Genomic DNA, 25,015 nt, shown 5'->3' with positions numbered 1-25,015 from the left:
AGCATGGCAATCTAGCGCGACGGCCTCGCCAGAAAGTTGGCGATGTATGCCGCAGAAAGCTCAGGGTACTGAAATTGCGGTGCATGGCCCGACTCAGGGTAGATCAACAGCTGCGCATTCCGAATCTGCCCCACCAGGGGGAACCAGTTTGGCGCCGGCGCGCTGATGTCGTTGTCGCCGCAGATGATGAGGATTGGTGTTGGCGCCACGATCAGCTTCTGTCGCGCGTCCCCCGAGTCTGCTCGAAACGCCAGAGCGGCTCGAAAGTAGATCTGGAGCGTCTCCATCTTTGCGGGAATTCGATCCACGACGCCAGATCGCGCGTAAATGCGCTCGTGGGATGCCGATGCGCTCACGAGGCTTCGCGGCGACTTCGGTTCGAAGAACAACACCTGCTCATCTGCCAGGTCGTTGACTGGTTTGGTTGCGCGTTCCAGGAAGGCTTGCTGCGTCGGCATGGGAACGGGCCCTGGAGGATTGGTCCCAATCAGGATGGCGTGCGTCACGCGATCGGGCTGATCGAGTAGGAGTACCTGTGCAGCCAGGCCACCCCATGACCAGCCGAGAATCGCGTACTTCTCGAGATCGAGCGCCCTGGCGAAATCGTCGATGAATCGTGCCACGACATGCAGGTCGTCAGGGAGCTCGCCGGCGGAGTATCCGATGCCGGGATAATCCACAGTGATAACGGTGTGCTTCCTCGCCAGCTCGTCCAGGAAGAGCGGATCCCACGTGTCCAGTGTTCCACGCAGTCTATTCGCTAGAATGATCGGGGAGCCTCTGCCGATCGATCGATATGCAGTTCGGGTCCCACCAACCTCCACATAGCGCGTCGGAGCAGTCGCGGCGCCATCGCGAGCCCAGGCGCCGCAGACCGGCATCCCACTCAAGAGCGCGCAGACGATGAGAGAAAGAACGGACTTCATGGCAATTCCTTCGTTGTCAGGGCGGGCAGTGGAAAGCGTGAAATCGTCCATCGCGTGATGTCCTCTTCCCACTCGTCTCCTGCGGGCGGCGTTAGTGGTAAGGCGAGATTGGTCACGAACATCCAATTGCCCTGGGCCACAGTGCTGGCGGGGAAGAGGAGTCCCCTCGGAGATCCGTCGGATGCGATGCCGTCGAACTCGCCTGCCCGCACGACGATGCGTCCTTGCTCCGTAAGTGCTACAACTGAGTCCGCCTGATTGGCGGCTACCCATAGCAGACCGCCGTGGAACAGCAGACCGTCGGCACCTGCCAGACTCTCCGCAACGACGGATACCGATCCGCCCGCAATCGGCAGCTTCAGAAGGCGCCCGTCGCCGGCATTGGTGATGAAGAGGACTGTCTCGGCTTCATTGAGTGCGAGCCCATTAGCGCCGAAGGGCGGCGTGCCGGTTGTCGCGAGTAACGGATCTCGCGATATGGGTACAATGACACAGCTCACGCAGTGTGTTGCGTCGGCGATGCGCAGAACTGCGCCCTGAAACGAGTCCGACACGTAAAGATTGCCGCTTCGATCGAACACCATCCCATTGGGCGCGGGTTGCCCCTTCGAGCCGAACGCGACGACGTCCTCGCTACCATCGAAGTTCGTAACGTGACGCGGACTCGGTGCGTGAGGGGTCAGCGTTTGAAACGTCGCGACGTCTTCAATCGGCGTTGATGCGTCGAAGTTGGCTGCGAGGCGCTGCAACTTCGCCGCTCCAAAATTCAGGATGTAGAGTTTCCCTTCTCTGAAGGCCAGTCCCGTCAGTGGCGTCGCATGGAATCGTCGTCGCGCCAGCAGCTTGCCTTGCGGGGAGTAGCGCAGCACCTCATTGCGTCGCGCGCTTTCTTGCGTCCTTGCATCAAAGGTCCCGACGTAGATGTTGCCGGTCTCGGGATCTGCGGTAATTCCTTCGGGGTAGCGAATGCCGTCGGGAAGCTTTGCAAACTCCTGCACCGCGGGCCGCGTGAGCGCGACGGGCGTGCCGGCCTGGCTGTTCGTTGTCCCGACGGCGGCCGGAAAGATGACAAAAACGATGACCAAAAGGGAGCTTCGGGACTGCGACATGTCCGTTCCTCCTGCGCGAGAACTCTGAACTTGCGAAGGAAGAGTAGAAAAGTCCGCCTGCCCGCACCACACCGGATCGAGGCTGAGTGCTTCACTCTTTCGAGTGAATGATCTGGAGTCAGCCGTGACCCTGCGATCGTCGGATGAATCTTCTCCAGAACGCACGCCCTCGCTTGCGCGAATAAGCGATTGAAGCAGGCACGATGAGCTCGACGGTCGTTCCCTCGCCAGAAGGGCTTTTGAGGCGCAGTTCCGCGCCCACTATGCGCGCCCGCTCCTGCATGCCGCGCACGCCCCATTGCCGGGACTGGCCCGTCTGACCCCGCGCCAGATTCCCCGCGCCGGGCCCGTTGTCACGCACAGTCAATCGAAAGTCCTCCGTACCGAAGTCGAACGTGACTTCGATCGTCGTGCCTTGCGAGTGTTTGAACGCATTGATCAGCGCTTCCCGCCCGATCTGGTAAACGTGATGACGCACGCTCCGGCGAATCGGGCGCGGTACACCACCAACCTGATGGCGCGTCGTCATGGGTCTCAATTCATTGAGCCCTTCTGCAACGAGCGCAAGCGCGTGCGGAAGGTCGCGGCGCTCGTGGAGATCGACGGTGCGCAGTTCCTGCACTCGATCTCGTCCCTCGCCGAGTATCTCGTCAGCGCGATCCAGCGACCGTTCCATTCTCTGACGGAGAGCGCTGTCTCGAGGAAGCTCTTTGGCGATCCCCTGAAAGGAAAGAATCAAGCCCTGTGTTCCCTGGAGAAGCGTGTCATGAAGCTCGCGTGCGATACGCTCGCGCTCCTGCAGCCTGCCCTCCAGCCGGCTACGAACGGCAGCCGCGACCTGGTGTACGCGCATGCGATAGAGCATCCAGACAACCACTGCAACACTGAACGCGCACAGAAGCCTGAACCACAGGGTCTGGTAGTAAGTTGGCGGTACAACGACCGTTATCGCGGCCCCTGCGGTGTTCCAAACGCCGTCCTCGTTCGCGGCAATCACCGTGAACTTGTATTCTCCGTGTGTAACGTTTGTATAAAAGGCTGTTCTGCGTGTCCCGCCGTCCTGCCATCCGTCGTCGACGCCCTCGAGCTGATACCTGAAACGGACTTTGTCCGGGATGGAGAGATTGAATGCCGTGTACTCGATGTCGAGCGCCGAAGTGCCGACCGGAAGCATGACTCGCGTCATAGGCTTGTAGTTCTGACCGGCCGCTTGGACGTTCCGGATTTCGAGATACGGCGCGCGCGCGTTTCTCGGAATGCGAAGCGGATCGATCCAATGTGTTCCGGCTCCCGTCGAGAACCACAGCCGTCCCCGTGAATCCTTGAATGCGGAGGGCAGGGGGCGGAGCTGATTGGCTACGCCGCGAAGCCCGTCGTTGTGATCGAATAACTCGAACTCGATTGCGTGGCCGGTTTCCACGCGAATGGCGTTTACTTCCTCGGCGGCGATACGCACGACGCCGGCGGCGGCATTGAGCCATAGCGATCCGTCATCTGCGAACACGATGCCGGACACGCCCTCGAATTGCTCGTCGCCCACGCCGTTAACCATTCGCGCGCGACCGTTGGTGAGGCGCGCGAGCCCGGCACTGCCGCCAATCCATATCTCGTCGCCGAGTGCAACAATCGTCTGCGGGTCCCCGACCTCGAGACCTTCGTTGCGTGTCAGGAACGCGACTCGTCCAGCTTCCAATAGCGCGACCCGGTTTCGGGGATAGCCGACCCAGATGCGGTCGCGATCGTCAGCGACGATTGTCACCGGGGTTTCCCGAGGGAGTTCTTCGTACCCGCACCTCTCGATCCATTGGTGATTCTTCTGGCAGTAAAGGCCAGCGCGAACCAGCGAAACCCAAATCGAACCCTGTCGGTCTGTCGTGACGACCTGCACGAGGTTATCGGGCGCGTGCGCAGGAAGTGGAACGCTGGAAAAACTGCCGTTTCGAAACGTGTACAGGCCATTCCACGAGCCGACCAGTAGCGGGCCATTCGAGGGCGCATGCAAAGAGGAGAGATAAAGGTCGGATCCTAGACGTTCTCTTGCGCTCGAACCGAATGCCATCATTCCGTTGGAGCCCGCAATCCATAACTCGCCCGCTGATGTTTCCGCGAACGTTGCGTCCAAGGCCCATTTCGGCCCGATCGGTTGCAGCTTCGGTGCGCGGAATCGATCGATCCCGCGGTTGGTCGTGACCCACACATTGCCGGCGTCGTCTTCAAGGACCGTACGAACCAGCCCGCTCAGGCCTTGCTCGACTCCAAAACGTTGGACCGCTTTGGGGATGCCTTGCGTCGTGGCGGGTGGGAGGGCAGCGGGGTCCACGACTCGTCCAAGGGTCTCGCCGATGCCGAACCAGAGTCCTCCATCGCGGTCCGCTATCAGCGGCCCGGTCCCATCCTCGAGAGATATGGTCAGCCCCGGCGCCGAAATCCCCGCATGACCGATGCGTGCACTCATCGAGTAGATGCTTTGAAAGTTTGCGAACCACATCTCGCCGTTCGGTAGCTCGGCAAGGTATCCGTAACCTGCCTCATCGTTCAGCTTCTGAAAGTGTCGCGCGCCTTGCGGCAGCAAGAAGGCGCCGGCCGGTCCGGCACACCAGAGATTGCCGTTGTGATCTACACGCACCGACGTGAAGTAGTCACCGGTGAGCGACCAGTCCTTCGAAATGTGGCGCCAGCGATTGCCTTCTTTCCGAAAGAGTCCTCCGACCGTGGCTGCCCACGTCGTGCCCTCGACGTCGGTCGCGATTCCGAGAACAGCCCGGCCCGACAGGCCACTCTCGATTCCAAACTGAGTCAGCTCCCCCCGACCGAGAAAATAGATCGACCCAAAGCGCATGCCGATCCAGAGTCCACCGTCCGCAGTGGCGCGCAGTACGGATACGTCACCGGCAAACGAGGCTCCGTCACTTTTTCGAAAGCGCTCGAATCGAACGCCGTCAAACCGGAAGAGGCCGGTCGGCGTTCCGAGCCAGAGGGCGCCGTCGGAGGTTTGTGCTATGGCCCAGGCGTCCGGCGGAGCGCCGTCTTTCAAGGTCCAGGCGGTGTGATGAAGCTGATCGAGCGATAGCTCAGAAGGCAAAGCCCCGGCCGATGGGATCGCCAGCAGCAATGCGCTCGCCAGTAAAACGGGCAGGAAGACATAGCTACCACCGCAGCATCGGGAGCGGCCGCCACGGCTGGCGCGCGAACTGGCGGATTGCAAGCCCCAGCAGACGTCGATGAAATCCGGCATTCGGAAACACCTCCTTGACCGAGACGACAAATCGCAGCGGCAATCCGAAGCGAATCATTCCGACGGAGAGATCCACGAGGTCCGCACGCCGGAAGGCTTCAACCGGCGGGGCAAATTGCGCCCGATAGGATCGAACCTTGTGATGATGTTCGATCATGGCGCGAATCTCAGGCTCGAGACCTTCCAGCTGTTGCCTGTCGAGATAGGCCTGCGCCTCGCTCACCGAAGGGGCGAGATAGTCGAACGAGCGCGCGGTCCAGATACCGATATCGTGGAAGGCGGCTGCAATCTGCACGCTCTCCGGGACCTCTTCTGCCCCGGAGAGCTTTGCGTAGTAATTGACCGTGCGATAGACGTGATTCCTGTAGCCACGGCCGTCTTTCCCGAGCCGATCGGCGTACAAGTCGAGGATCGCGTTGACGCGCGGGTAGCAGGTGGTGACTCGTTGGCCGGTCATCAGCTTCGAATGAAGGCGAGCAGATCGGCATTGATGCGGTCGGCATTCACCGTGCACATGCCATGCGAGAAGCCCGGATACACCTCGAGTGTCGGTTTCTGGACGAGTCTGGCGGACATGAGCGCCGACGCGCCGATGGGAACGATCTGGTCGTCGTCGCCATGCATGATGAGCGTCGGCACGTCGATCTTCTGGAGATCCGCCGTGAAGTCGGTTTCCGAAAACGCCTTGATGCAGTCGTAATGAGGTTTCATGCCGCCCAGCATTCCCTGGAACCAGAAGTGCTGGCGCACACCTTCGGAAACGACGGCGCCCGGCCGGTTGTATCCATAGAAGGGCAAGGTGATATCGAGATAGAGCTTCGATCGGTCCGCGACCACGCCGGCACGGATCGCATCGAACACCGAGATCGGCAGGCCTCCCGGGTTCTTGTCAGTCTTCAGCATCAGCGGAGGCACGGCGCCGATGAGCACCGCCTTGGCCACGCGCTTCGTTCCATGGCGTCCCAGGTAGCGCGAGATTTCGCCCCCACCCGTTGAGTGCCCCACGACGATGGCGTTCCGGACGTCGAGCCGATCCAGGAGGGTCGCGAGATCGTCGGCATAGGTGTTCATCTCGTTTCCGTCCCAGGTCTGCGTGGAACGCCCATGGCCACGACGATCGTGCGCGATGACCCGGAAACCGTGCTGACCGAAGAACAGCATCTGCGCGTCCCAGTCATCCGAGCTCAGCGGCCATCCATGGGAGAAGACGATGGGCTGGCCCGTACCCCAATCCTTGTAGAAGATCTTCGTGCCGTCTTTGACGGTGACTGTTTTCATGGAATCAACTCCCGGAGTACTGGGTGAAGAGCGCGAAGCGGGCCTGGGGCTGACGGCGGCGAACCCGACGGTGGCTGGAATGGCGAGGCTTGCCGCGACACCAGCCGTGCCAATGATCAGTTCCCGCCGCGCCGGGTCGATAGGCGTGCGGTCGCGTTCTGTGGACATCGGAATCTCCCTTCCAGGTTTGATCGCCCTGTTGGAAGGGACATTAGGCGCGCTCGCCGTGCGCTGGGAGCCTCTATCGCGTAGCCAGCGACTCCCCTATTAGGGTGAGTGGCAGTGGGTGTTCAGCGCTGTGGCAGGCGTTCGATGATTCCGCGATCAAGGGCAATTACTACGGCGTGCGTTCGATCGTTGGCGTTGAGCTTGGTCAGCACGCTCTTCATGTGGCTCTTGATCGTCTCTTCGGAGAGCTTCATTGCCGTGGCGACGACCTTGTTGGAGGCTCCCTCGGCTACGTGCTGCAGAACTGCCACTTCCCGGGGAGACAGTCGGTCGTGCGTGAAGGACTCACAGATCTGCGCAGCCACTTCGGCATCGACGTACTTGCGGCCGGCGTGCACCTGACGAATCGCGTCCATCAGCTCCTTGCGAATCCGGTTCTTGAGAATGTAGCCGCCCGCTCCTGCTTGCAGCGCGCGTAGCGCGCGAGCGTCTCCACGGAATGTTGTCAGCACGAGAATACGTGCGGACGGAAATTCGGCCAGGATGGTGGTGATCGCGGACAGTCCATCCATGTTGGGCATCTCGAGGTCCATGAGCGTGACATCCGGGCGGCACGTCCGAAAGAGCTCGATGGCTTCCACGCCATCACTCGCTTCGGCCGCGAGTTTCATTCCCGGCTCGGACCCCACCATGCTGCCGACGCCCTCACGAATCATGGGGTGATCATCGACCACCATGATGCGGATCGGGTCTGCAGGGATCATCGGGTCCAGCATCGGGCTATGGTGCCGCTTCGCGACGGCTTACGCAAAGCGCGCGCGTCCGCAAGATCGCGGGGCGCCGGAAGAGCAGCACAAATAAGGCAGGACGGAACCAGACCTGCCACTAGGCTTGTTTCAACTGAGGACGCAAGTACGAAGGAATGCCGGGTTTTGATCCCGCCATTCGGGGGTTCGAATCCTTGCGCCCCAGCCGGTTCTTCGAACTCACCTCGCTCGAATTTCCGTTGTTGCTGCTGCGATTTATCTTCGCGCATGCCTCCACACTTTGATCGCCGACAGCACGAGAATGGCAGCAAGCAGAGGCAGCAGCGCTGCTGCTGGAACGAGGCCGAGTAGCAGACCACCGCAGAAGGCCCCGACTAGCGAGCCGACCGCCATGAAAGTCAGGAACGGGACGTTCTGGCGAACAACCACGAAAGTTTTGTCTCGGCTGTAGCGTGCAAATCCCATCAGCATCGTCGGAAGGCTGATCGCCAGCGATAGACTGCCGGCAAGTTTCACGTCCACCCCGAAGAGTAAAATCAGCGTGGGGATGAGGAATTCGCCGCCAGCGACACCCAGCAACGAAGCGATCACACCGATGCCGAGTCCGGCGACGACGCCAAGGGCGATCTGTCGAAGTCCTGTGAGCAGCGGCTGGCCGCCACCCTGATGCTTGATGAGAAGCACAACGGCGATGACCAGAAGCAGCACGGAGATGACCCGATACAGCGTCTCCGAGCGAAGGCGCGTCGCCCAACTTGCTCCCAGCCATGCTCCCAACAGGCTGCCGGCGAGCAGGTTCGCGATGATCGGCCACTGATTCACAACGTCATCCATCGGAACGGCGCTGGTACGAAATAATATTGCCGATGCGACCACGACCAGGCTCACGGCCTTGTTCAGTATCACTGCTTCGAGAGCAGCGAACCGGAAGACGCCGATCAGCACCGGCAACCGGAATTCAGCGCCGCCGAGCCCGATCAGGCCGCCCAGGGTGCCGATCACCGCTCCCCAGATCGCAGCAGCAGCGTGACGCTTCGGACGATCGATAGCCGGTGTAGACATAGGTATTGGGGTGTTCAAGAAGTAACAATATCTCCAGTTCAGGTTTGTTTCCAGTTGCATGCCGTAACATTCATTACCGAAACATAGTCTGGGGAAAGCAGAGGTTATCGACTAGTTACATATACTTGTAACCAAGTATGTCGTGATGGTATTTCGCTATTTCCGCGCCGTATCGTGCCGTGGATAGAGTCCCTGTAAGCAGAACAATACGGGACTCGAATCATGGCAGCGTCACTGGTTCACTCATCGTCGCGCGTCGGACTCGCCATTGTTGCGGCGTTTGCCTGGCCGCACGGCTCGGCGCAGGCAGCCGAAGGCGCCAGCCTTGAAGAGCGGACAGCGGGGCTGGAGCAAATCATCGTCACAGGCACGCGGCGCGCCGAGCGCACCGTGCTCGAGTCGAACGTGCCGATCGACGTGGTGAGCAATGACGATCTGCGGCGAACGGCAACGCCCGATTTGAACAGCAAGCTGCAGGCTGCGGTTCCGTCTTACAACGTCCGGCGCCTGCCAACGTCGGACGGTTCTATCTTCGTTCGACCCGCCTCGCTGCGGAACCTTTCGCCGGATCACACGCTGGTGATGGTGAACGGCAAACGTTTCCATCGATCCGCGTTTGTGGATGTCACAGCGCGCGGCGCGCAAGCCGTGAATCTCGCTCTTCTGCCAGCCAATGCGTTCAAGCGCACCGAGGTGTTGCGAGATGGAGCAGCGGCGCAATATGGCTCCGACGCGATCGCGGGCGTAATCAACTTCATTCTGAACGACGAGCCGGGCACGGACACCTATGTGCAATTCGGCGAGTACAGCGGCGGGGACGGACAGAACCTGCAGGTCGGCTGGTCGAGCGGATTCGAGCTCGGAGACAGTGGGCACCTGAATTTTGCAGCGGAGTACATCGATGCCGATGCGACCAACAACGGTCGTCAGCGCCCTCAAGCTGAGCTGATCGCCGCCCAAGGCGAGCCGTACGCGAGCGCCGTGCGCAGCATCGGCAAGGTCGTGCAGCGCTATGGATTGCCCGAGCAGGAGACGAAGAAGGTGTTCGTGAATGCCGGGTTCAATCTGACCGAGAGTACGCAGCTCTACACCTTCGGCAGCTTCGCGGACGACACCGGCGTCGCCGACTTCAACTACCGCCCGTCACTCACGGTGACGGGACCCAATGCCGATGGAAACATTGTGACATTCGCGCGGAACGGCGGCTATAACATCAAGGCCAACGGCCGACATTCGATCTACCAGACGGCTGGCACCGATGGCGTGAATACATGGGCGGCCATCGATCCAGACTTCAACCTGCTGAGTATCTATCCCGGTGGCTTCACGCCGCGCTTTGGGTCAGACACGCGCGACTATAGCTTCGTCGCAGGCGTCAAAGGTACGTTGGGTTCGAAGCTCGACTGGGATTTATCGGCGTCAACCGGCAGCAATCGCATCGAATACTGGCTGAAGGAATCCATCAATCTCTCGCTCGGCTCACTATCGCCGACAGAGTTCGACAACGGCGCACGCGAGCAGCGTGAGCAGGATGTAAACCTGGATTTCGTATATCAGTGGCAGACGGCGCTCGCCAATCCAATCAACGTGGGCTTCGGCCTCGAGTATCGACGCGAAGAGTTCCGCATCACCGCCGGCGAGTACGCCTCTTGGGCAGTGGGCCCATTAAGGGACCTTTCGCCGGCGTCGAACGGTTTTCCCGGCGCGCACCCAGCGACCGCCGGCGCCTGGGATAGTTATAACACGGCTGCGTATGTCGACTTCGATGTGAAGCTGACCGATCGACTGAACGTGGGCGTCGCCGGGCGGTTTGAGGACTATTCGCTGTTCGGCACGACGACGAACGGCAAGCTCGCGGCTCGCTTCGAGCTGACCGACGCTGTGAGCCTGCGTGGTGCGGTGAGCACTGGATTCCGCGCGCCGACGCCGGGTCAGCAGTACTTGCAGAACGTCGCTCAGAACCCGAACGTGAATCCGCTGGTCGCCCGCTCGGTCGACATCCGCGCGCAGCTGCCCTCGAATTCACAAGCGGCAGCGTTGTTCGGCGGCAAGGCGCTCACACCCGAGGAGTCTGTGAACTTGAGCTTCGGTGTGGTGCTGCAACCATTCTCGGGAGCATCGGTCACCCTCGATGCTTATCGGATCGATGTAGACGATCGTATCGGGCTATCAAGCGATTTCGAGTTGACCGCCGCTCAGCGGCAGCAACTGATTGCCGCGGACGTGCCCTTGGCCAGCGAACTGACGCACGTCAGGTTCTATACCAACAGCTTCGATACCCGCACCACGGGCCTCGACCTGGTCGCCAATTGGCAGGGGGCGGCGGGGCCGGGCGCAATCGGAGTGACCTGGGCGAGCAATTACAACTATACCGAGTACCGACACTACGATCCCGTCCTGCTCGACGAGCAGGCGCGCGTGACGTTCCTGAAAACAATTCCTCGCTTCACCAGCCATCTGTCTGCCGACTATTCATTGGGCAAGTGGCAGTTCACGGCTCGCGGCAGGCACTTCGGCGAGTGGACTTATGTCGCGAATACCACGGTCCCCTACGTCTACGAGCAGATCGGCGCGGAAACCTTCCTAGATCTGATCGGTAATTACCAGTTCAGCGATAGCGTCAGCATCACGCTCGGTGTCGAGAACGCACTCGATAACTACATCCAGGAGGTTGGGCTGGTGACGATACGTAACAACGGTCGTCGCTACCCGGGCGGGGCGCCGTACGAGAACGAGGGCCGCCAGCTCTACGCGCGAGTGGGCGTTCGCTTCTGAGCGCGGTTTGCGATTGGTAACGACGGGCTGCCGAGGAGCTGAAGTTGTTTCGTCATGACGAAACATCATGCTGGAAACAGCGAGGTGCGTGGATCGAGTGCGTCGACGCCGGACTATAGTCGCCAGTCGCCGGACGTGCCAGACGCCGATGAAAGTAGTGTGACCTGTTTAGAACCCCGGGATACTCAAGGAGCAGAATCATGATCAAGCGCGCGTTGAGGATCGGCCAGGCGGCCGTGCTGCTGGTAGCGTGCGTGTCGGCGGCAGCGGCTTTCGCCGGCACCAAAAAGTTTCCCAATGAAGGCGTGTGGCGCGGCGAGTTCACCGTCGACGGCGAAGCCATTCCATTCAACTTCGAGGTGAAGGGCAAGGATGCGGCTGACGCAAAGTTCTCATTGATCAACGGCGCGCGTCGCGACAACTTCATCGTCGAGCGTGTGTCGGACGACGAACTGTCCGTGCCGATGAACACCTACGATGCGGCGCTGGTGTTCAAGATCGTCGATCCCAAACACATCCAGGGCGAGTACCGCGACCTGGTCCCGAAGCGCAAAGGAGCGCGCAATCTGCCGTTCACGGCCGAGCATGGCAAGAGCTGGCGTTTTGTCGAGCCTGCCAAACAGGCTGCCGCTGAAGTGGACTTGAATGGCAAGTGGGCTCTGCGCCAGGCCGACGACACGCAGCTGCGCGACAACAACACCAACGAGCGCGACAACCGCCGCAACCAGGTCGGTTTGTTCAAGCAGAACGGTACGCATCTAAGCGGTGTCATCATGACCTCCGTTGGCGACACGCGTGAGCTGGAAGGTATCGTCCAGGGCAATCGCTTCTATTTGTCGCACTTCAGCGGTCCGAGCCCGCGCTTGATCAAGGGCACGGTGGATGAAGACGGCAATCTGCAAGGCTCTTCCGGCAGCGGCATCTACAATGTCGCCCGCTTCGAGGGCGAGCGCAGCGACAACGTCGAGCTCGCCGACCCGTACAAGCTGACCCGCTTGAAAGAAGGGCAGACCCGCATCGACTTCACGTTCCCGGACCTGAAGGGTCAGCCGGTCTCGCTGAAGGACGATAAGTATCGTGGCAAGGTCGTGATCGTCGAAGTGATCGGCACCTGGTGCCCGAACTGCACGGATCAGACTTACTTCCTGTCGCCCTGGTTCAAGCAGAACAAGCACCGAGGCGTCGAGGCGATTGCCATCGCGTTCGAGCAGGAGGACAGCTTCGAGTACTTCCAGAAGACGCTCGGCAAGTTCAAGAGCTACTTCGATATCCAATACGACATCGTGTTCGGCGGCATTGCCGACAAGAAGGTCGCGACCGAGAAGCTGGCGGGCCTGAACTACATGGCGGCATTCCCAACGACGCTGCTCATCGACCGCAAGGGCGAGGTGCGCGAGATCTATACCGGCTACACCGGTGAAGTGACCGGAGAGTACTTCAAGGACTATGTCACCAAGTTCAACCACGTGCTGGACGAGCTGATTGCCGAGCCCGATCCGTACGCCAACGTGAGCCAGGCCACAGGGCCCTGATGCGACGTTCACTGTACTCGACGATTGTGCTGGGCGCCGTCCTCTGGGCGGCGCCTGCTCTGTCTGAAGGCACCGCAACCCACGAGCGCGACACTGCCCGGGTCGAGCTCGGACGCAAGCTGTTCTCCGATCCATTGCTGTCGAGCGATCGCAGCGTCAGCTGCGCCTCGTGTCACAAGCCGGAGCGGGCGTTTGCCGACGATGTGTCTTTCAGTGTGGGTGTCGGCGGCGCCAAAGGCGAGCGCAATACTCCCACGCTGTTGAATGTCGGCGGCCGCACCTCGATGTTCTGGGACGGGCGCGCCGAGACGTTGGAAGAGCAGGCGATCTTTCCGATCGAAAATCCTATCGAAATGAATCTGCCGATCGGCGTGGCCATCGAGCGCCTCGAGGCGAGCGCAGAGTACCAAGATCTTTTCGCCGTTGCCTACGAAGGAAAAATCACGCCTCGCACGATCGGACGTGCGCTGGCGGCGTTTCAGAAAACGCTCAAGAGCTTCGATACACCCTATGACAGTTTCAATCTCGGCGACGACTCGGCGATTTCCGAATCGGCCAAGCGTGGCCGGCTGTTGTTCATCGGTAAGGCAAAATGCGCCGACTGCCACTCGGGCACCGATTTCACGTCGGAGCGGTTTCGAAACATCGGTCTGTTCGACGGCAGCAAGCTGAGCGATCGCGGACGGGGCAAGGTGACCGGCAATCCCGGCGACGACGGTCAATTCAAAGTGCCGACACTGCGAAACGTCGCAGTGACCGCGCCGTACATGCACAACGGCATGTTCAAGACGCTGCGCGAAGTCATCGAGTATTACAACGAGCCTGACAAGATCGTTCCCGCTCAGAAGGGCCGCGATGCTTCGATCGTGCCGCTCCAACTCACGCCAGCCGAAGTGGACGATCTGGAGAACTTCCTGCTGACCCTGACCGACCGGCGCTTTACCGCTCGGGCTACGACACAGCGCTGAGTAGGCGCCTGGGAGCAGGCAGATCGCGCCAATGCGGTATCGGTCCGCTGTATTCGAGGGCCTCCTCGATGACGTATCGCAGGTCGGCGCTGTGTAGATGCGGTAGCAGGTCGTTGATGAATGCCAGCGCGTAGTCGCGTAGCAGCCGGTCTCTGCGCAACAACAGCCAGGCCGTGCACGTCGGAAACAAACCATCGGCAGCCAGCGTCACCAGATCTTCGTCGAGCTCCCCGACGGCCATCTCCGCCAGGATGCCGATGCCTTGCCCGGCGCGCACATAAGTCTTGATCAGGTCGGCGTCCGGCGCCGTCATCGCGATGATTGGATCGATGCCGGCCTGGCGAAAGGCGCGGCGCAGCGAAGAGTCGCTATCGCGGCTCGACTCATAACTGATCAGCGGCAAGTGCGCCAGATCGTTCAGCTGGAGTGGTCGTGGCAGCTGGGCCAAGCGATGCCGGGCCGGTACCACCACGACGCGTTCCCATCGATACAGTGGCAATGCCATGTCCGCATCCGGCGCCTGGGCGCCAGTGCTGATGATGGCCAGGTCCGACTCGCCGCTGCGCAGGCGCGCCTGAGATTCGCTGTTGTTGCCCGGGGAGAGGTGCACAGTGACTGCAGGGAACGATTGCTTCAGGCGGGCGAGCGCCGCTGGCAGTACGTGACGAGCTTGCGTGTGGGTGGTCGCGATGTGCAACTCGCCATCGGCCGCGTTGCGAAGGTTGGCGCTCAGGGCACGAATGTTTCTTGCGTGATTGAGCAGGGGACGAACGTGTTCGAGCACGCGCTCGCCTTCGGGCGTCAAGGCACTGAGGCCGCGGGCCTGGCGTGTGAACAGGCGGAAGCCGAGCTCGTCTTCCAGCTGCTTGATCTGCTTGGAGACGCCCGACTGTGTGCCGTGCATCCGTTTCGCTGCAACGGTGATGTTGAGTCCGGCATCGACGATGGCGGCGAAATACCGCAGTTGGGTGAGAGTCATGTGCCTGCCCGTCCTGTGCTCACCTTATTCCAACTGAGAGATGGGTCCATAGAACCCGATGGCATTTACAAATGACGTAAGGTTCGGTGGCAATGCTCGACTGTGACTCATATGTTTCCTTGCGCCTACCGACGCCGCTACTGGACGCTGGTTAATCTGCGGGTCCCAACCATCGTCATGAGGCATGTATGGACACGCATTCGCGGCGCTCGCGTTCGGTTCGTGGGTTTGCCGTCTCCTTGGCTCTTGTCGCTTCCTTTGCGTTTGCCGCGGGCGCCGATCAGGCATCGCTCGAAGCCCGCGCGCGCCAGATTCACTCGAAGGTGCTGACGCTCGATAGTCACGTCGATGTCTTGCTGCCGGACACGCCGAAGCGCTACTGGGATAAAGATGGCAAGTCGGCGGCGGATGTTTCCAAGCTCAAGGCCGGCGGCGTGGATGCCGTTGCGCTTGCCATCGCGGTCGGTCCGGGACCGAGAACCCCCGAAGGCGATACGCAAGCCAAAGCCGAAGCCGACGCAAAGATCGCAGCGATTCAGGCTTTCGTTCGCGACAACGCACGCGAGGTGGCGTTTGCCAAAACGGCAACCGACGTGGAGCGCCTGCATCGCGAGGGCAAAATCGTTGTCATTCCAAGTTTCCTGAATGCGCGCTCGCTCGGCGGCAAGGTGGAAGGGATCGATAAGTTGTACGAGCAAGGCGTGCGTATCTTTGCGTTCACGCACGCAGGCAACAATGCTTTCGCAGATTCCTCGCGGCCTTCCGCGGGGGAGCAGGCGGAGCACAAGGGACTGTCGCCGCTCGGCAAACAAGCGGTGGCCAAGCTCAATCAGCTGGGCATCATCATCGACGTGTCGCAGCTCACGCCAGAAGGAGTGTTCCAGGTATTGCAGCTGACCAAGGCGCCCGTGATCGCGAGCCATTCGGCAGCGAGAGCGCTGGTGGACAACACACGTAACTTGAGCGATGCGGAGCTCGACGCCATTAAGAAGAATGGCGGCGTGGTGCACGTCACCCCATTCAATCCTTACATCGCTAAGACGCCACCGGACTTTGGTGCCAAGGTCCAGGCCGTCCGAGATCAGTTTGGTGTGAAGGGGCAGTATGTGGCGGCCAGGAACAACTACACGGAAGGGGCCGAGGGATTGTCGAAGGAACGCAATGAGCAATACTTGAATGCCATCGCGGCGCTGCGACCAGTCGCCACCCTGAAAGACTACGTCGATCACATCGACTACATCGCCAAGCGCATCGGCGTCGATCACGTCGGCATCGGCACTGACTTCAATCACGGCGCAGGCGTGCAGGGGTTCAGCAACGAGGCCGAAGCCCTCAACGTGACGCGCGAGCTCGTGCAGCGAGGCTACACCGAAGAGCAGATCGGTAAGATCTGGAGCGGCAATTTCCTTCGCGTGTTTCGAGCGGTAGAGCAGGCGGCCAAGGCACAGCGCACTTGAAGCGTACGCTCTGCGCAGCGTCTGCACCTGCAACTGCATGACCGCGAGAGCTTCGTTGAGAGCGGCAGGGCGCCGGCGATAACCGCCGGCGCCGAGTCCCTTACCAGCGGGTCGCGGCGTAATCGGTTTCTTCAATAGCCTCCACGGGCGTAAAGCCGTCGGGATAAATGGCGCGCACCACCTCGTCGCGACTAGGATGGCGGAAATTCTGAGGAGCAGAGGACTCGCGCTGAGCATACGAAGCGAATGAATAGAGCTCGATGCTTTCCGTCAGGTCAGTTCCCGCATCGACAGTGAATGCTTCCAGGCGGAAAGGCGCGTGGCCCTGATTGATCCGAGTGCCGGTGACGATCACGACATCGAGCGGCTCCACTTGTTGGGCGTCGGCTGTTACTGCTGCCATTGAGAGCACGGCCGCAACGACGTGTCTCAAACCATTGTTGTGGATCGGCCAGGACATGTAGTTCTCCAAAGTATCGGGATGAGACGTTGCGGCAGGACGTTCAGATGAGGCCCAACCAGCGACCGGCGACGACGACGCCGGTCCACAGAAGCAGGGATGTGAGCGCGAGAGCGCGAGTGGCACCGGATGCGCCATGGCCACGAGCAAGGCGGCGAGTCAGCCAGGTATGCGTTCCGAGTGCTGCGACGAGCAGCACCAGCTTCACTGGGAACAGTGGGTTCGTGTAGTACTTGAACGGCCCCGCCGCCACGAGCAACAGACCCGAGATCGTCACGAGCGCGAGTCCGAGATACGCGAGCGGCTGCAGATTGCGCACGATCGTCACGGGCGCGAGCGCATTGAGCGCCACCCCGAGCGCCGCGAGATGAGTGATCAGCACGGCCCCGCCCACCAGCGATAACCCGATGATGTGTATAGATTCGGTCGTGGCGAATGCGGCTGTAGACTGCGCGAGGTAACTGCCGATGGCGGTTTCGCCCAGCCACACAAAGAAATCGTAAAGAAACATACCGGGCGACAGGCTCAGAAATAGGCAATGAAGCGGCCAGTGACGATGACTGCGGTCCAGGAAGCTAGCGAGATGGCCGCAAAGGCTCGGGCGCTGGCGGGCGCCTCGGCGGCGTTGCTCCAGCGAGTAGCGTTGCGGAACGTCGTTGCATGGAACAAAGCCACATTGAGCAGGGCGACGGCCAACAGGCCCAGCTTCAGCTGCATGAACATGTTGGTATAGACGCGCGCCAACTGAGCGATGAAGAGCAAGCCGCCGCTGATCAGCATTACGGCGAAGCCGAGCCACGTGATGGGCAGGAGCGAGCGACTGATGGATTCGGGCGCCGTGTCACGGAACAGGACACGGAGCAGGGTGAGATCGACGATCGCAATCGCACCCGCGAGCAGGATGGTGCCGACGATATGAAATGTTTGCAGCACCGGGAACAGGGTTTCCGACTCACGGATCGCGGTTGCGAGCGGCGAGTCGTAAATTGTCTGAATCAGTACGGAAAGGGACATGCCAGTCTTGGTTATGGTTCGCGGCGTGTCGCCGCCGCTGCATTGTTATTTCAGGCGCGGCCAGCTGTGCGGCCGCGCCTTGGGAACATCAGGGTTTGAGCTGTCCCCGAATCTCGCCGGCCTTGTTGGCGGCGCTGTGCACGTTGACGTACAGGTTGCCCGCCTTGTAAGCGGCGTACTGTTCGTCGGTGAGCGTCGAGCCTTCCGGCACGCTCCACTCGTTGTCGGATTTCTTGGTGAGGGTGATCACTGGCGGGCCGTTCTTACCGGCGGGCGCCAGATGAATGTGCGCGGCCACGCCGACCACGTCTTTGGTCGTGACGCTGCCCGTCACGGTCTTGTCCGCCTTGATAACGATCGTGCCGGTACCGCTGGCGGTGGTGGTCACGGCCGGTACTTCTTCACTGCCTGACAATGTCACTTTGCCGTCCGCGGATGCGACGCCGCTGGCGAGCGCCAGTGCGACGACGATTCCCGCAACGCCAATTGCTTTCTCGTTCTTCCACGCGAGCATGAGACCTCCGGTCATTGGGGTGATCAATTCAAACGAACCGAGAACGGCTCTTTAAACAGAGCGCAGACGCCGTCTCTTTCCTGGCATGTCTGTCCGTCGATGCGGCCGGTCACGTTCGCGCCGGTCTTCAGCACCCGAACCTTCTGTCGGAACTCGGCGCGGTTCGCGAAGTAGGTGTACTCGGTGCCAAATACCTTGTCCTTGCGACGTTGTGACTGAACGGCGCTGATCGATCCCTGCAACTCGACCGCGTCATTTGCTTCGAATACGAACTTCGCGGGCCGCGGGCCGAGCTCGGCGGCGAAGTCCGACGAATAGAGAATCAAGCCCTCGGGAATCGCGGCGGAGAACACAATCTCGGCTTCATCGCCTGCTTTGATCGTATTCGGCTCGACACGCCACTGCCATTGCAGGCCGGTCTCATCGGCATACGCGTTAGAAAGCGTTGCCACCGCGAGCGATCCGGCAAGCAACAAGGTGCGCAGACTCATACTTCTCTCCGATGTTTGCGGGCGCGCAGGGGCCGATGCTCTGAAGATAGAGGCCGCGCGGTCACTGTGTCAGTCGATTCAGGGAGAAATATGAGTCACAGAACGAAAGGCCGCGCGCTGAGAACGAATGGTTATATATCGACCGACGCGAGGCAGGCTCAGCTGCGCGGCGGACGCGCTCCAGCAGCTTCTCCCGGGCCGCCATCGCCCGGCGTGCCGCCGCTGACGACTTTGCCATCCGGCAGAGTCACGCGACGCGCATCGATGATCTTGCCGCCCGCCTTGGCCAGGTATCCGTCGACGATCAGCGTGTCGCCGATCTTGATGTCGCTCTTGTTGAAGCCGCGGCGTGACAGCGCGCCCGGGCCTGCGCCTTCGCATGCCCAGTTAGAGACATTGCCGTCCTTGCCTGTCACTTCCAGATGAAAGTACGAGTGCGGATTGGTCCATTCCACCTTCACCAGCTTGCCGACCAGGCGCACGGGCTTGTTGGCGTCGTACATGGCGGCGAAGGAATGATGGGCTTGAGCCGAGCCAAGCAACATTGATGCGAGCGTGGCGCTGAGCGCGAGGGAGATACGAATGTTCATAGTGTTTGTTGAGATGTGTCGGCTATGTCAGCTCACAGTATCACGCGCGCGCCGCGAGTCGAGTCGTTCGATACGCGGTCACTGAAATGGATCGGGTGCAGTCGTTTTACGGTAACAAACGAGATATTTGTTTTATCAGGCAAGTAACGGCCGCCGATGCATTGCGACGATTCGCGTAGAACGTGCGCATTTGTGGTGTCATGGTCGCTTCTCGAATCAAGAGGGCGACGACGATATGTTTGCTTTCCGATGCCGGCCACTGCTGGCGGCAGTTGCGGTTTTGATGGCGCACGCGGGGTTGGCGCAGAGCTTGCCGCCATCGGCCGAAGCTATTCTGGGTAAGGAATATCGTGGCCCGAAGGTGGCGACGCCGCGCGACGCTGCTGGCAAGCCCTTGCTGACCGGCTACTGGAAGCTGCTGCACGAGAGCGGCAAGCCAGACGGCAATCTGGCAAAGGACCAACCGGGTTTTCGCCTGCCGTATAGCGCGAAGGGCGCGCAGGTTCTGAACGACAACCTGACGAAAGTCGTGGATCCGGAGGCCCGTTGCATCATCACCGGCATCCCGCGTCTGCTGACCAGCGTGCTGCCATTCGAGATCCTGCATACGTCGAAGCGGCTGGGCACGTTTCATCAGCTCAGCTGGCATCGCTGGGTGTGGCTCGATGGCCGCAAGCACGAGGACGACCCCGATCCGGAGTATCTGGGCAATGCCGTGGGCCATTGGGAGGGCGATACGCTGGTGATCGAGTCCATCGGTTTTCAGGACAGCGCCGATGGCCGCATCTGGCTGGACGACAATGGCAATCCGCAGAGCGCCAAGGCTCGGGTCATCGAGCGCTGGACGCGCCCGGACTTTCATCATCTGAACCTGTCGCTGACTTATATCGATAGCGAGTACTACGACCAGCCGATCGAGTACCGACGCAGCTGGGTCATAGGCGCTCCGGGCGAGGGGCTGAAGGAGTTCTCGTGTGAATGGAACACGCCGTGGGTAGTGACTCATCTCGAACTGGGCCCGGGCGTCATCGGACCCAACGGCAATCGCGGCTATGGGCCGAATTTCCAGATCGTGCCTGACTTGCCGCTCGGCTCCGTGGATTCCTCGCGTGGCACGGCGTATTGGCTGTTCCGTCCAAACAAGCCCAAACCGTCGGACCTGCCTGCGCCGCCTGCGTCCGCCGCCGCACGATAAATGGAGTCACGAAGATGCTGAACATTCATCGCTTCATTGGCGGCGCAATGCTTGCGTCGCTGTCCTTGATCGTCAGAGCCCAGACTCCGCCTGCCAACCCGGCCGACGGCGATCAAACATCTCAACTGATGCGCGGCCAGGCCTATACCGGGCCTTCGCAACCCACGCCGCGGGGCTTGGACGGCAAGCCGGATCTGACCGGGTTCTGGCGGCCGTTGAAAGAACCGGGCAAGCCGGGTGGCAATCTCGGTAAGGACGAACCCAATTTCATTCTGCCATTCAACGAAGTTGGCAAGCGGGCGCTGATCTACACGCAGAACCATACTGTCGATCCCGAAGCTCAGTGCATTCTCGGCGGTATCCCTCGTCACAACGGCAGCGGCCTGCCGTTCGAGATCCTGCACACGCCACGGCGCTTGGCGACGACCTACAACTACAACACCTCGCGGTTGGTCACGATCGATCCCAAGCTGAAGCATGGCAAGGACCTGGAGCCTCTGTACTTCGGTCATCCGATCGCGCATTGGGAGGGCGACACACTGGTCATCGAGACGCGCGGCCTGAAGGACAGCGTCAAGGATCGCATCTGGCTCGACGAGAACGGCAACCCGACGAGCGATCGGACCACGGTGGTCGAGCGCTGGTCGCGGCCGGACTATCACCACATCAATCTCGAGATGACGGTGACCGATCTGAAGTACTACACCCGGCCGTTCACGTTCAAACGCACCTGGGTGCGCGCCGATGAAGGCCTGGGGCAGAAGGAATATGCCTGCAACGAGAGCAACCTGTCCGGCGAGCTGATCGGGCCCGGCGCCGGCGTGATCGGTCCGGACGGCAACCGCGGCTTCGGCTACAGCGAGCCTCTGCCGGAGGTGCCGCCGGGACCGGAAGCCTACGAAAACAAGGAGTGACATAACAAAACATTCTGACCACCAAACGATCCGAGCTCTGTGCGCCGTCCGGTGTGACCGATTACTAACCGTTTCGGTCTCCGGTTTGTTACCAACGCTTCGGTACATTGATTACCGCGCTCAGGCATTGCCCGAGCGAGGTCTATCAACTCGATCGCGTCCTCGACGACGCGGTCCAAAGCGGGTCCCACTCGATGTTGAGTCGTGTAATCGCGGTGCTGGCGACGGCATTGCTTGCGTTCGCCGCACAGGCGGCGGCGCCGAAAGTCATTCGCATTGCTGCGCCGGATTTGAGCGCAGGCGCCAAGCCAAGCTATGGCGGGCAGGTCGACTACCTGACGACCCATCGATTGCTCGAGAAGGAGTTCGCCAAGGAGGGCATCGAGGTCGAGTGGAGTTTCTTCAAGGGCGCGGGCCCAGGTATCAACGAGGCGCTCGCGAACCGCCAGCTCGACTTTGCATTCATCGGCGATCTGCCGCTGATCATCGGCCGCGCCAACGGGCTCGACACTCGCTTGCTGCTCGCTGCAACTCGCGGCGTCACCGTGTACCTGGCAGTGACGCCCGAGTCGGGGATCAAGTCCCTCGCCGATCTCAAGGGAAAGCGTGTCGGCATCTTTCGAGGCACTGCGGATCAATTGTCGTTCGCGCGCGTCCTGGAGCGCGTGGGCCTGACCGAGCGCGATCTCAAGATCGTGAACCTCGACTTCAACGCAGTGAACGCGGCATTGGTCGCGAAGCAGATCGATGCCACTTGGGCGCCGCACCGGCTGCTGGCGCTGCGTGACCGAGGCATCGTTCGCATACCGGTGAGCACGAAGCAGCTCGAGGGCACGGGCTCTTTACAAGGCGGCTTGGTCGGCACGCAGTCCTTCCTGCAGCAGCATCCCGACATCGCCACGCGGGTGGTGAAAACGGTGCTCGCGGCATCGCGCTGGCTGTCGGCAGAGGAGAACCGTCAGGCGCAAGTGCAACTGGTTGCCTCGCAATCGAGCTATCCAGCCAGCGCCATCGATGAAGCATTGCGCGGGAGCAACCTTGCCTTCGTCTACTCGCCGTTACTCGACGCGTATTTCCTCGACAACTTCAAGCGCAACGTGGAGCTGGCGCGGCAGTTCGGCCTGATTCGTCGCACCTTCGATGTGAATGCCTGGGTCGACGATCGTTACTTGCGCGCGGCGCTGGATCAGCTCGGCTGGCAGAACGCATGGCAGCCCTACGACCGCTACGCCGGCGGTTCGACACGAGTTTCCTCTTCTCAAGACCTCCGTAAAGCACAATGAATACTTCCTTATCTCTGCGCCTCGGCATCGTTTACGCGCTGCTGGGTGCCTCGGCTGCGCACGCGGCGGACAACGCCGACGTTGAGGGCACGCTCGAACAGGTGATCGTCAGCGCCACCCGACGCGATGAAGATCTGCAGCGCGTTCCGCTCGCCGTATCGATCGTGAGCGGCGCCGACTTGGAGCGTGCGAATCGAACCGCGGTTGGAGCACTGGCCACGGAGGTGCCCACGGTTAATTTCCGCACGCAGTCGTCCAACAAGGATACGTCGCTGTTCATTCGCGGAGTCGGCACGATCTCAACGTCGCCTGGCGTCGAGTCGTCAGTTTCGACGGTCATCGACGGCGTCGTGTATGGCGCGCGAGGCCAAGCCACGCTCGACCTGTTGGATCTGGAGCGAGTCGAGGTTCTGCGCGGTCCACAGGGCACGTTGTTTGGCAAGAATGCTTCAGCGGGTGTGGTGAGCATCGTGACCCGCACGCCGGATGCAGAGACGGCTGGCTACGTCGATGTGAGCTATTTCGGCGGTGGCGATGAGTTGCGAGTTCGCTCGGGCCTCTCCGGTGCGTTGTCCGACTCGGTAACAGCTTCGCTGACCGGCCTGTACGCCACGTATGATGGCAATGTCACTAACGTCTATAACGGCGAGACAGTGAACGGCTACCGTCATACTGGCGCCCGCGCGAAGTTTGCAATCGAGCCGAGCGATGACATCAAGATCAGCCTGAGCGCCGACTTCGTGCATTCCAACGACAACGTGCCTACGGTAATCGCGGGTACGACACTCACTGCCTATCCGAGCGGCGTGGTAACGCAGAATCCCGGCTTCGCCGCGGCGGTCGGGCCAGTCGTCCCAGGCCCCGAGAACCGGCGCATCAACAGCGATATGAATACTCACGTCGAGGACGACAACTGGGGCGTCTCGGGTCAGGTCGACTGGTCTCTGGGAGACTACACGCTGACTTCGATCACTGCGTACCGCAGCTGGCAGAACACGCAGTTCCAGGATGGCGATCGCCTCAGCCAGATTTATCAGCAGTTCCCTCGCTCGCACGATCGCGGCGATCTGGATTTCGAGCAGTACTCGCAGGAGCTGCGCATCGCCTCGCCACAGGGCGGGCTGATCGACTATGTGGCGGGCTTGTATTGGTTTCGGGGTGTGGATGAAGAAACCTACCGCCGCAATGTAACTCGATGCACTGGCTCCACGACGCCCGCGATCGCGCCGGGCGCCATCCCGTGCGTTGCCGGATCGGCGACCTTTATTGACGACTTCGGTCGGGCAGACTATGGAACGCGCAACACGAACTATGCGGCCTTTGGCGAAGCGACGTTCAACATCACCGGCGACTTTCGCGCCATCCTCGGCGCACGTTGGACGCACGACAATCTGAGCTACAACCACGCGCGAGTCTCGAGCGCCACCCCGACGAACTCGCCGCCGGGCATCCGAATCGGTTATGCGAGCTTCGGCTCTCACTCTGAAGATGGCTACTCCGGCCGCACCGGCGTGCAGTACGACCTGACGGACAGCATCACAAGTTACGCGACGTACTCGCGCGGATACAAAGGTCCGGCCTACAACGTTTACTTCAACATGCAGGCCATCGACACGCCGGTGCTCGCTCCGGAGGAGTCGGACTCCTACGAAGTGGGCTTGAAGAGCCGGCTGTTCGGCAATCGTGTGACGGCGAACCTGGCGCTGTTCGATACGACCTACGACAACTACCAGGCCAACTTCTTCGACCTGGTGGGCACGTCGGTGGTGACGCGCCTCATCAACGCGGGTGAAGTAAACACGCGCGGCGCGGAGGTCGACTTCACCGTGCGTCCGCTGCCTCAGCTCACGTTGAGCGGCGGCCTTGCTTACATCGAAGCGCGCATCGAGGATTTCAATTGCCCGCCGGGAGCGGCATCGAGCTGCGCAGTGAACGGCAAGCCGCTGCCATACTCGCCCGATTGGAAGGGAAATGTCCGTGGCAACTACACCATTCCGCTGAGCGCGCTCGGCAATTGGGATCTGGAGCTGGGCACGGATTACAGCTGGCAGAGCGATACGCAATACGACATCGCGCAGGCGCCCGACGCCATCCAGGATGCTTACGGCATCTGGAACGCAAGTGTCGCGTTCGTCGAGGCGGAGCAGGGCTGGCGCGCGAGTGTGCTGGTCAAGAACATCACGGACCAGTCGTATTCGACCTTCCTGGGTGCTGGCGCGAATAACATCACCCGCGTTGTGCCTCGAGACGACCGGCGCTACTTCGGCATCAGTGTCCGCAAGGACTTTCGTTGATCGA

The 25,015-nt window shown here is 61.0% G+C and carries 22 protein-coding genes; 8 read left to right on the top strand and 14 right to left on the bottom strand.

Annotated features, from left to right (window positions below; translation table 11 throughout):
• Positions 1–11 precede the first annotated feature (11 nt).
• From VGD45_RS27560 to VGD45_RS27530, 7 genes are all read right to left on the bottom strand, one after another.
• Positions 12–926 (bottom strand): alpha/beta hydrolase, encoded by a 915-nt coding sequence (locus VGD45_RS27560; RefSeq protein WP_331158607.1) that lies wholly within the window; start codon positions 924–926, stop codon positions 12–14.
• Positions 923–2,035: a hypothetical protein gene (locus VGD45_RS27555; protein WP_331158606.1), complete on the bottom strand. Its 1,113-nt coding sequence runs from the start codon at positions 2,033–2,035 to the stop codon at positions 923–925. The genes VGD45_RS27560 and VGD45_RS27555 overlap by 4 nt, the downstream gene beginning before the upstream one ends.
• A 118-nt stretch (positions 2,036–2,153) precedes the next feature.
• Positions 2,154–5,270: a sensor histidine kinase gene (locus VGD45_RS27550; protein ID WP_331158605.1), complete on the bottom strand. Its 3,117-nt coding sequence runs from the start codon at positions 5,268–5,270 to the stop codon at positions 2,154–2,156.
• Positions 5,182–5,727, bottom strand: a complete 546-nt coding sequence (locus tag VGD45_RS27545; protein WP_331158604.1) for a hypothetical protein — start codon at positions 5,725–5,727, stop codon at positions 5,182–5,184. The genes VGD45_RS27550 and VGD45_RS27545 overlap by 89 nt, the downstream gene beginning before the upstream one ends.
• On the bottom strand, positions 5,727–6,716 hold the full coding sequence (locus tag VGD45_RS27540; RefSeq protein ID WP_414717613.1) for an alpha/beta fold hydrolase: 990 nt from the start codon (positions 6,714–6,716) through the stop codon (positions 5,727–5,729). The genes VGD45_RS27545 and VGD45_RS27540 overlap by 1 nt, the downstream gene beginning before the upstream one ends.
• A gap of 122 nt (positions 6,717–6,838) precedes the next feature.
• Positions 6,839–7,480, bottom strand: coding sequence for a response regulator transcription factor (locus tag VGD45_RS27535; RefSeq protein WP_331158602.1), 642 nt, complete (start codon positions 7,478–7,480; stop codon positions 6,839–6,841).
• Positions 7,481–7,738: 258 nt separating this feature from the next.
• A complete protein-coding gene (locus tag VGD45_RS27530) occupies positions 7,739–8,545 on the bottom strand; it encodes a sulfite exporter TauE/SafE family protein (RefSeq protein WP_349263384.1) in 807 nt (268 codons plus the stop codon).
• 222 nt (positions 8,546–8,767) lie between these two features.
• Here VGD45_RS27530 and VGD45_RS27525 point away from each other — a divergent pair, with 222 nt between their 5' ends.
• From VGD45_RS27525 to VGD45_RS27515, 3 genes are all read left to right on the top strand, one after another.
• A complete protein-coding gene (locus tag VGD45_RS27525) occupies positions 8,768–11,320 on the top strand; it encodes a TonB-dependent receptor (RefSeq protein WP_331158600.1) in 2,553 nt (850 codons plus the stop codon).
• A gap of 200 nt (positions 11,321–11,520) precedes the next feature.
• Positions 11,521–12,852 carry a TlpA disulfide reductase family protein gene (locus tag VGD45_RS27520; RefSeq protein ID WP_331158599.1) on the top strand — a complete coding sequence of 444 codons (1,332 nt, stop codon included), beginning with the start codon at positions 11,521–11,523 and terminating at the stop codon, positions 12,850–12,852.
• On the top strand, positions 12,852–13,820 hold the full coding sequence (locus tag VGD45_RS27515) for a cytochrome-c peroxidase (RefSeq protein WP_331158598.1): 969 nt from the start codon (positions 12,852–12,854) through the stop codon (positions 13,818–13,820). The genes VGD45_RS27520 and VGD45_RS27515 overlap by 1 nt, the downstream gene beginning before the upstream one ends.
• Here VGD45_RS27515 and VGD45_RS27510 read toward each other — a convergent pair.
• Entirely contained in the window at positions 13,804–14,799 is a 996-nt protein-coding gene (locus VGD45_RS27510) for a LysR substrate-binding domain-containing protein (RefSeq protein ID WP_331158597.1), read from the bottom strand. The two genes, VGD45_RS27515 and VGD45_RS27510, sit on opposite strands and share 17 nt — an antisense overlap.
• 188 nt (positions 14,800–14,987) lie before the next feature.
• On the opposite strand from VGD45_RS27510, the gene VGD45_RS27505 reads away from it, so the two are divergent.
• Positions 14,988–16,256, top strand: a complete 1,269-nt coding sequence (locus VGD45_RS27505) for a dipeptidase (protein ID WP_331158596.1) — start codon at positions 14,988–14,990, stop codon at positions 16,254–16,256.
• 100 nt (positions 16,257–16,356) lie between these two features.
• Here the strand turns inward: VGD45_RS27505 and VGD45_RS27500 are convergent, their stop codons facing one another.
• The 6 genes from VGD45_RS27500 to VGD45_RS27475 form a co-directional block, all read right to left on the bottom strand.
• Positions 16,357–16,716: a hypothetical protein gene (locus VGD45_RS27500; RefSeq protein WP_331158595.1), complete on the bottom strand. Its 360-nt coding sequence runs from the start codon at positions 16,714–16,716 to the stop codon at positions 16,357–16,359.
• Between the two features lie 43 nt (positions 16,717–16,759).
• Complete coding sequence (locus VGD45_RS27495) at positions 16,760–17,227, bottom strand: DUF6644 family protein (protein ID WP_331158594.1); 468 nt, start codon at positions 17,225–17,227, stop codon at positions 16,760–16,762.
• A gap of 14 nt (positions 17,228–17,241) precedes the next feature.
• Positions 17,242–17,730: a DUF6644 family protein gene (locus VGD45_RS27490; RefSeq protein WP_331158593.1), complete on the bottom strand. Its 489-nt coding sequence runs from the start codon at positions 17,728–17,730 to the stop codon at positions 17,242–17,244.
• A gap of 88 nt (positions 17,731–17,818) precedes the next feature.
• Complete coding sequence (locus tag VGD45_RS27485; protein ID WP_331158592.1) at positions 17,819–18,244, bottom strand: CHRD domain-containing protein; 426 nt, start codon at positions 18,242–18,244, stop codon at positions 17,819–17,821.
• 23 nt (positions 18,245–18,267) lie between these two features.
• Positions 18,268–18,735, bottom strand: a complete 468-nt coding sequence (locus VGD45_RS27480; protein WP_331158591.1) for a protein-disulfide reductase DsbD domain-containing protein — start codon at positions 18,733–18,735, stop codon at positions 18,268–18,270.
• A gap of 158 nt (positions 18,736–18,893) precedes the next feature.
• A complete protein-coding gene (locus tag VGD45_RS27475) occupies positions 18,894–19,325 on the bottom strand; it encodes a DUF6152 family protein (protein ID WP_331158590.1) in 432 nt (143 codons plus the stop codon).
• Positions 19,326–19,560: 235 nt separating this feature from the next.
• Here VGD45_RS27475 and VGD45_RS27470 point away from each other — a divergent pair, with 235 nt between their 5' ends.
• The 4 genes from VGD45_RS27470 to VGD45_RS27455 all read left to right on the top strand — a co-directional run bounded on the left by VGD45_RS27470 (position 19,561) and on the right by VGD45_RS27455 (position 25,011).
• Positions 19,561–20,520: a hypothetical protein gene (locus tag VGD45_RS27470; RefSeq protein WP_331158589.1), complete on the top strand. Its 960-nt coding sequence runs from the start codon at positions 19,561–19,563 to the stop codon at positions 20,518–20,520.
• 14 nt (positions 20,521–20,534) lie between these two features.
• Positions 20,535–21,434 carry a hypothetical protein gene (locus tag VGD45_RS27465; RefSeq protein ID WP_331158588.1) on the top strand — a complete coding sequence of 300 codons (900 nt, stop codon included), beginning with the start codon at positions 20,535–20,537 and terminating at the stop codon, positions 21,432–21,434.
• A gap of 194 nt (positions 21,435–21,628) precedes the next feature.
• Positions 21,629–22,717: an ABC transporter substrate-binding protein gene (locus tag VGD45_RS27460; protein WP_331158587.1), complete on the top strand. Its 1,089-nt coding sequence runs from the start codon at positions 21,629–21,631 to the stop codon at positions 22,715–22,717.
• Complete coding sequence (locus VGD45_RS27455; RefSeq protein ID WP_331158586.1) at positions 22,714–25,011, top strand: TonB-dependent receptor; 2,298 nt, start codon at positions 22,714–22,716, stop codon at positions 25,009–25,011. Before VGD45_RS27460 ends, VGD45_RS27455 begins: the two co-directional genes overlap by 4 nt.
• Positions 25,012–25,015: the final 4 nt, after the last annotated feature.

This window comes from Steroidobacter sp. (assembly GCF_036402275.1).
Lineage (GTDB): Bacteria > Pseudomonadota > Gammaproteobacteria > Steroidobacterales > Steroidobacteraceae > Steroidobacter.
The sequence above is the reverse complement of the archived record's forward strand: the minus strand, read 5'-3'. Positions and strand labels throughout refer to the sequence as shown.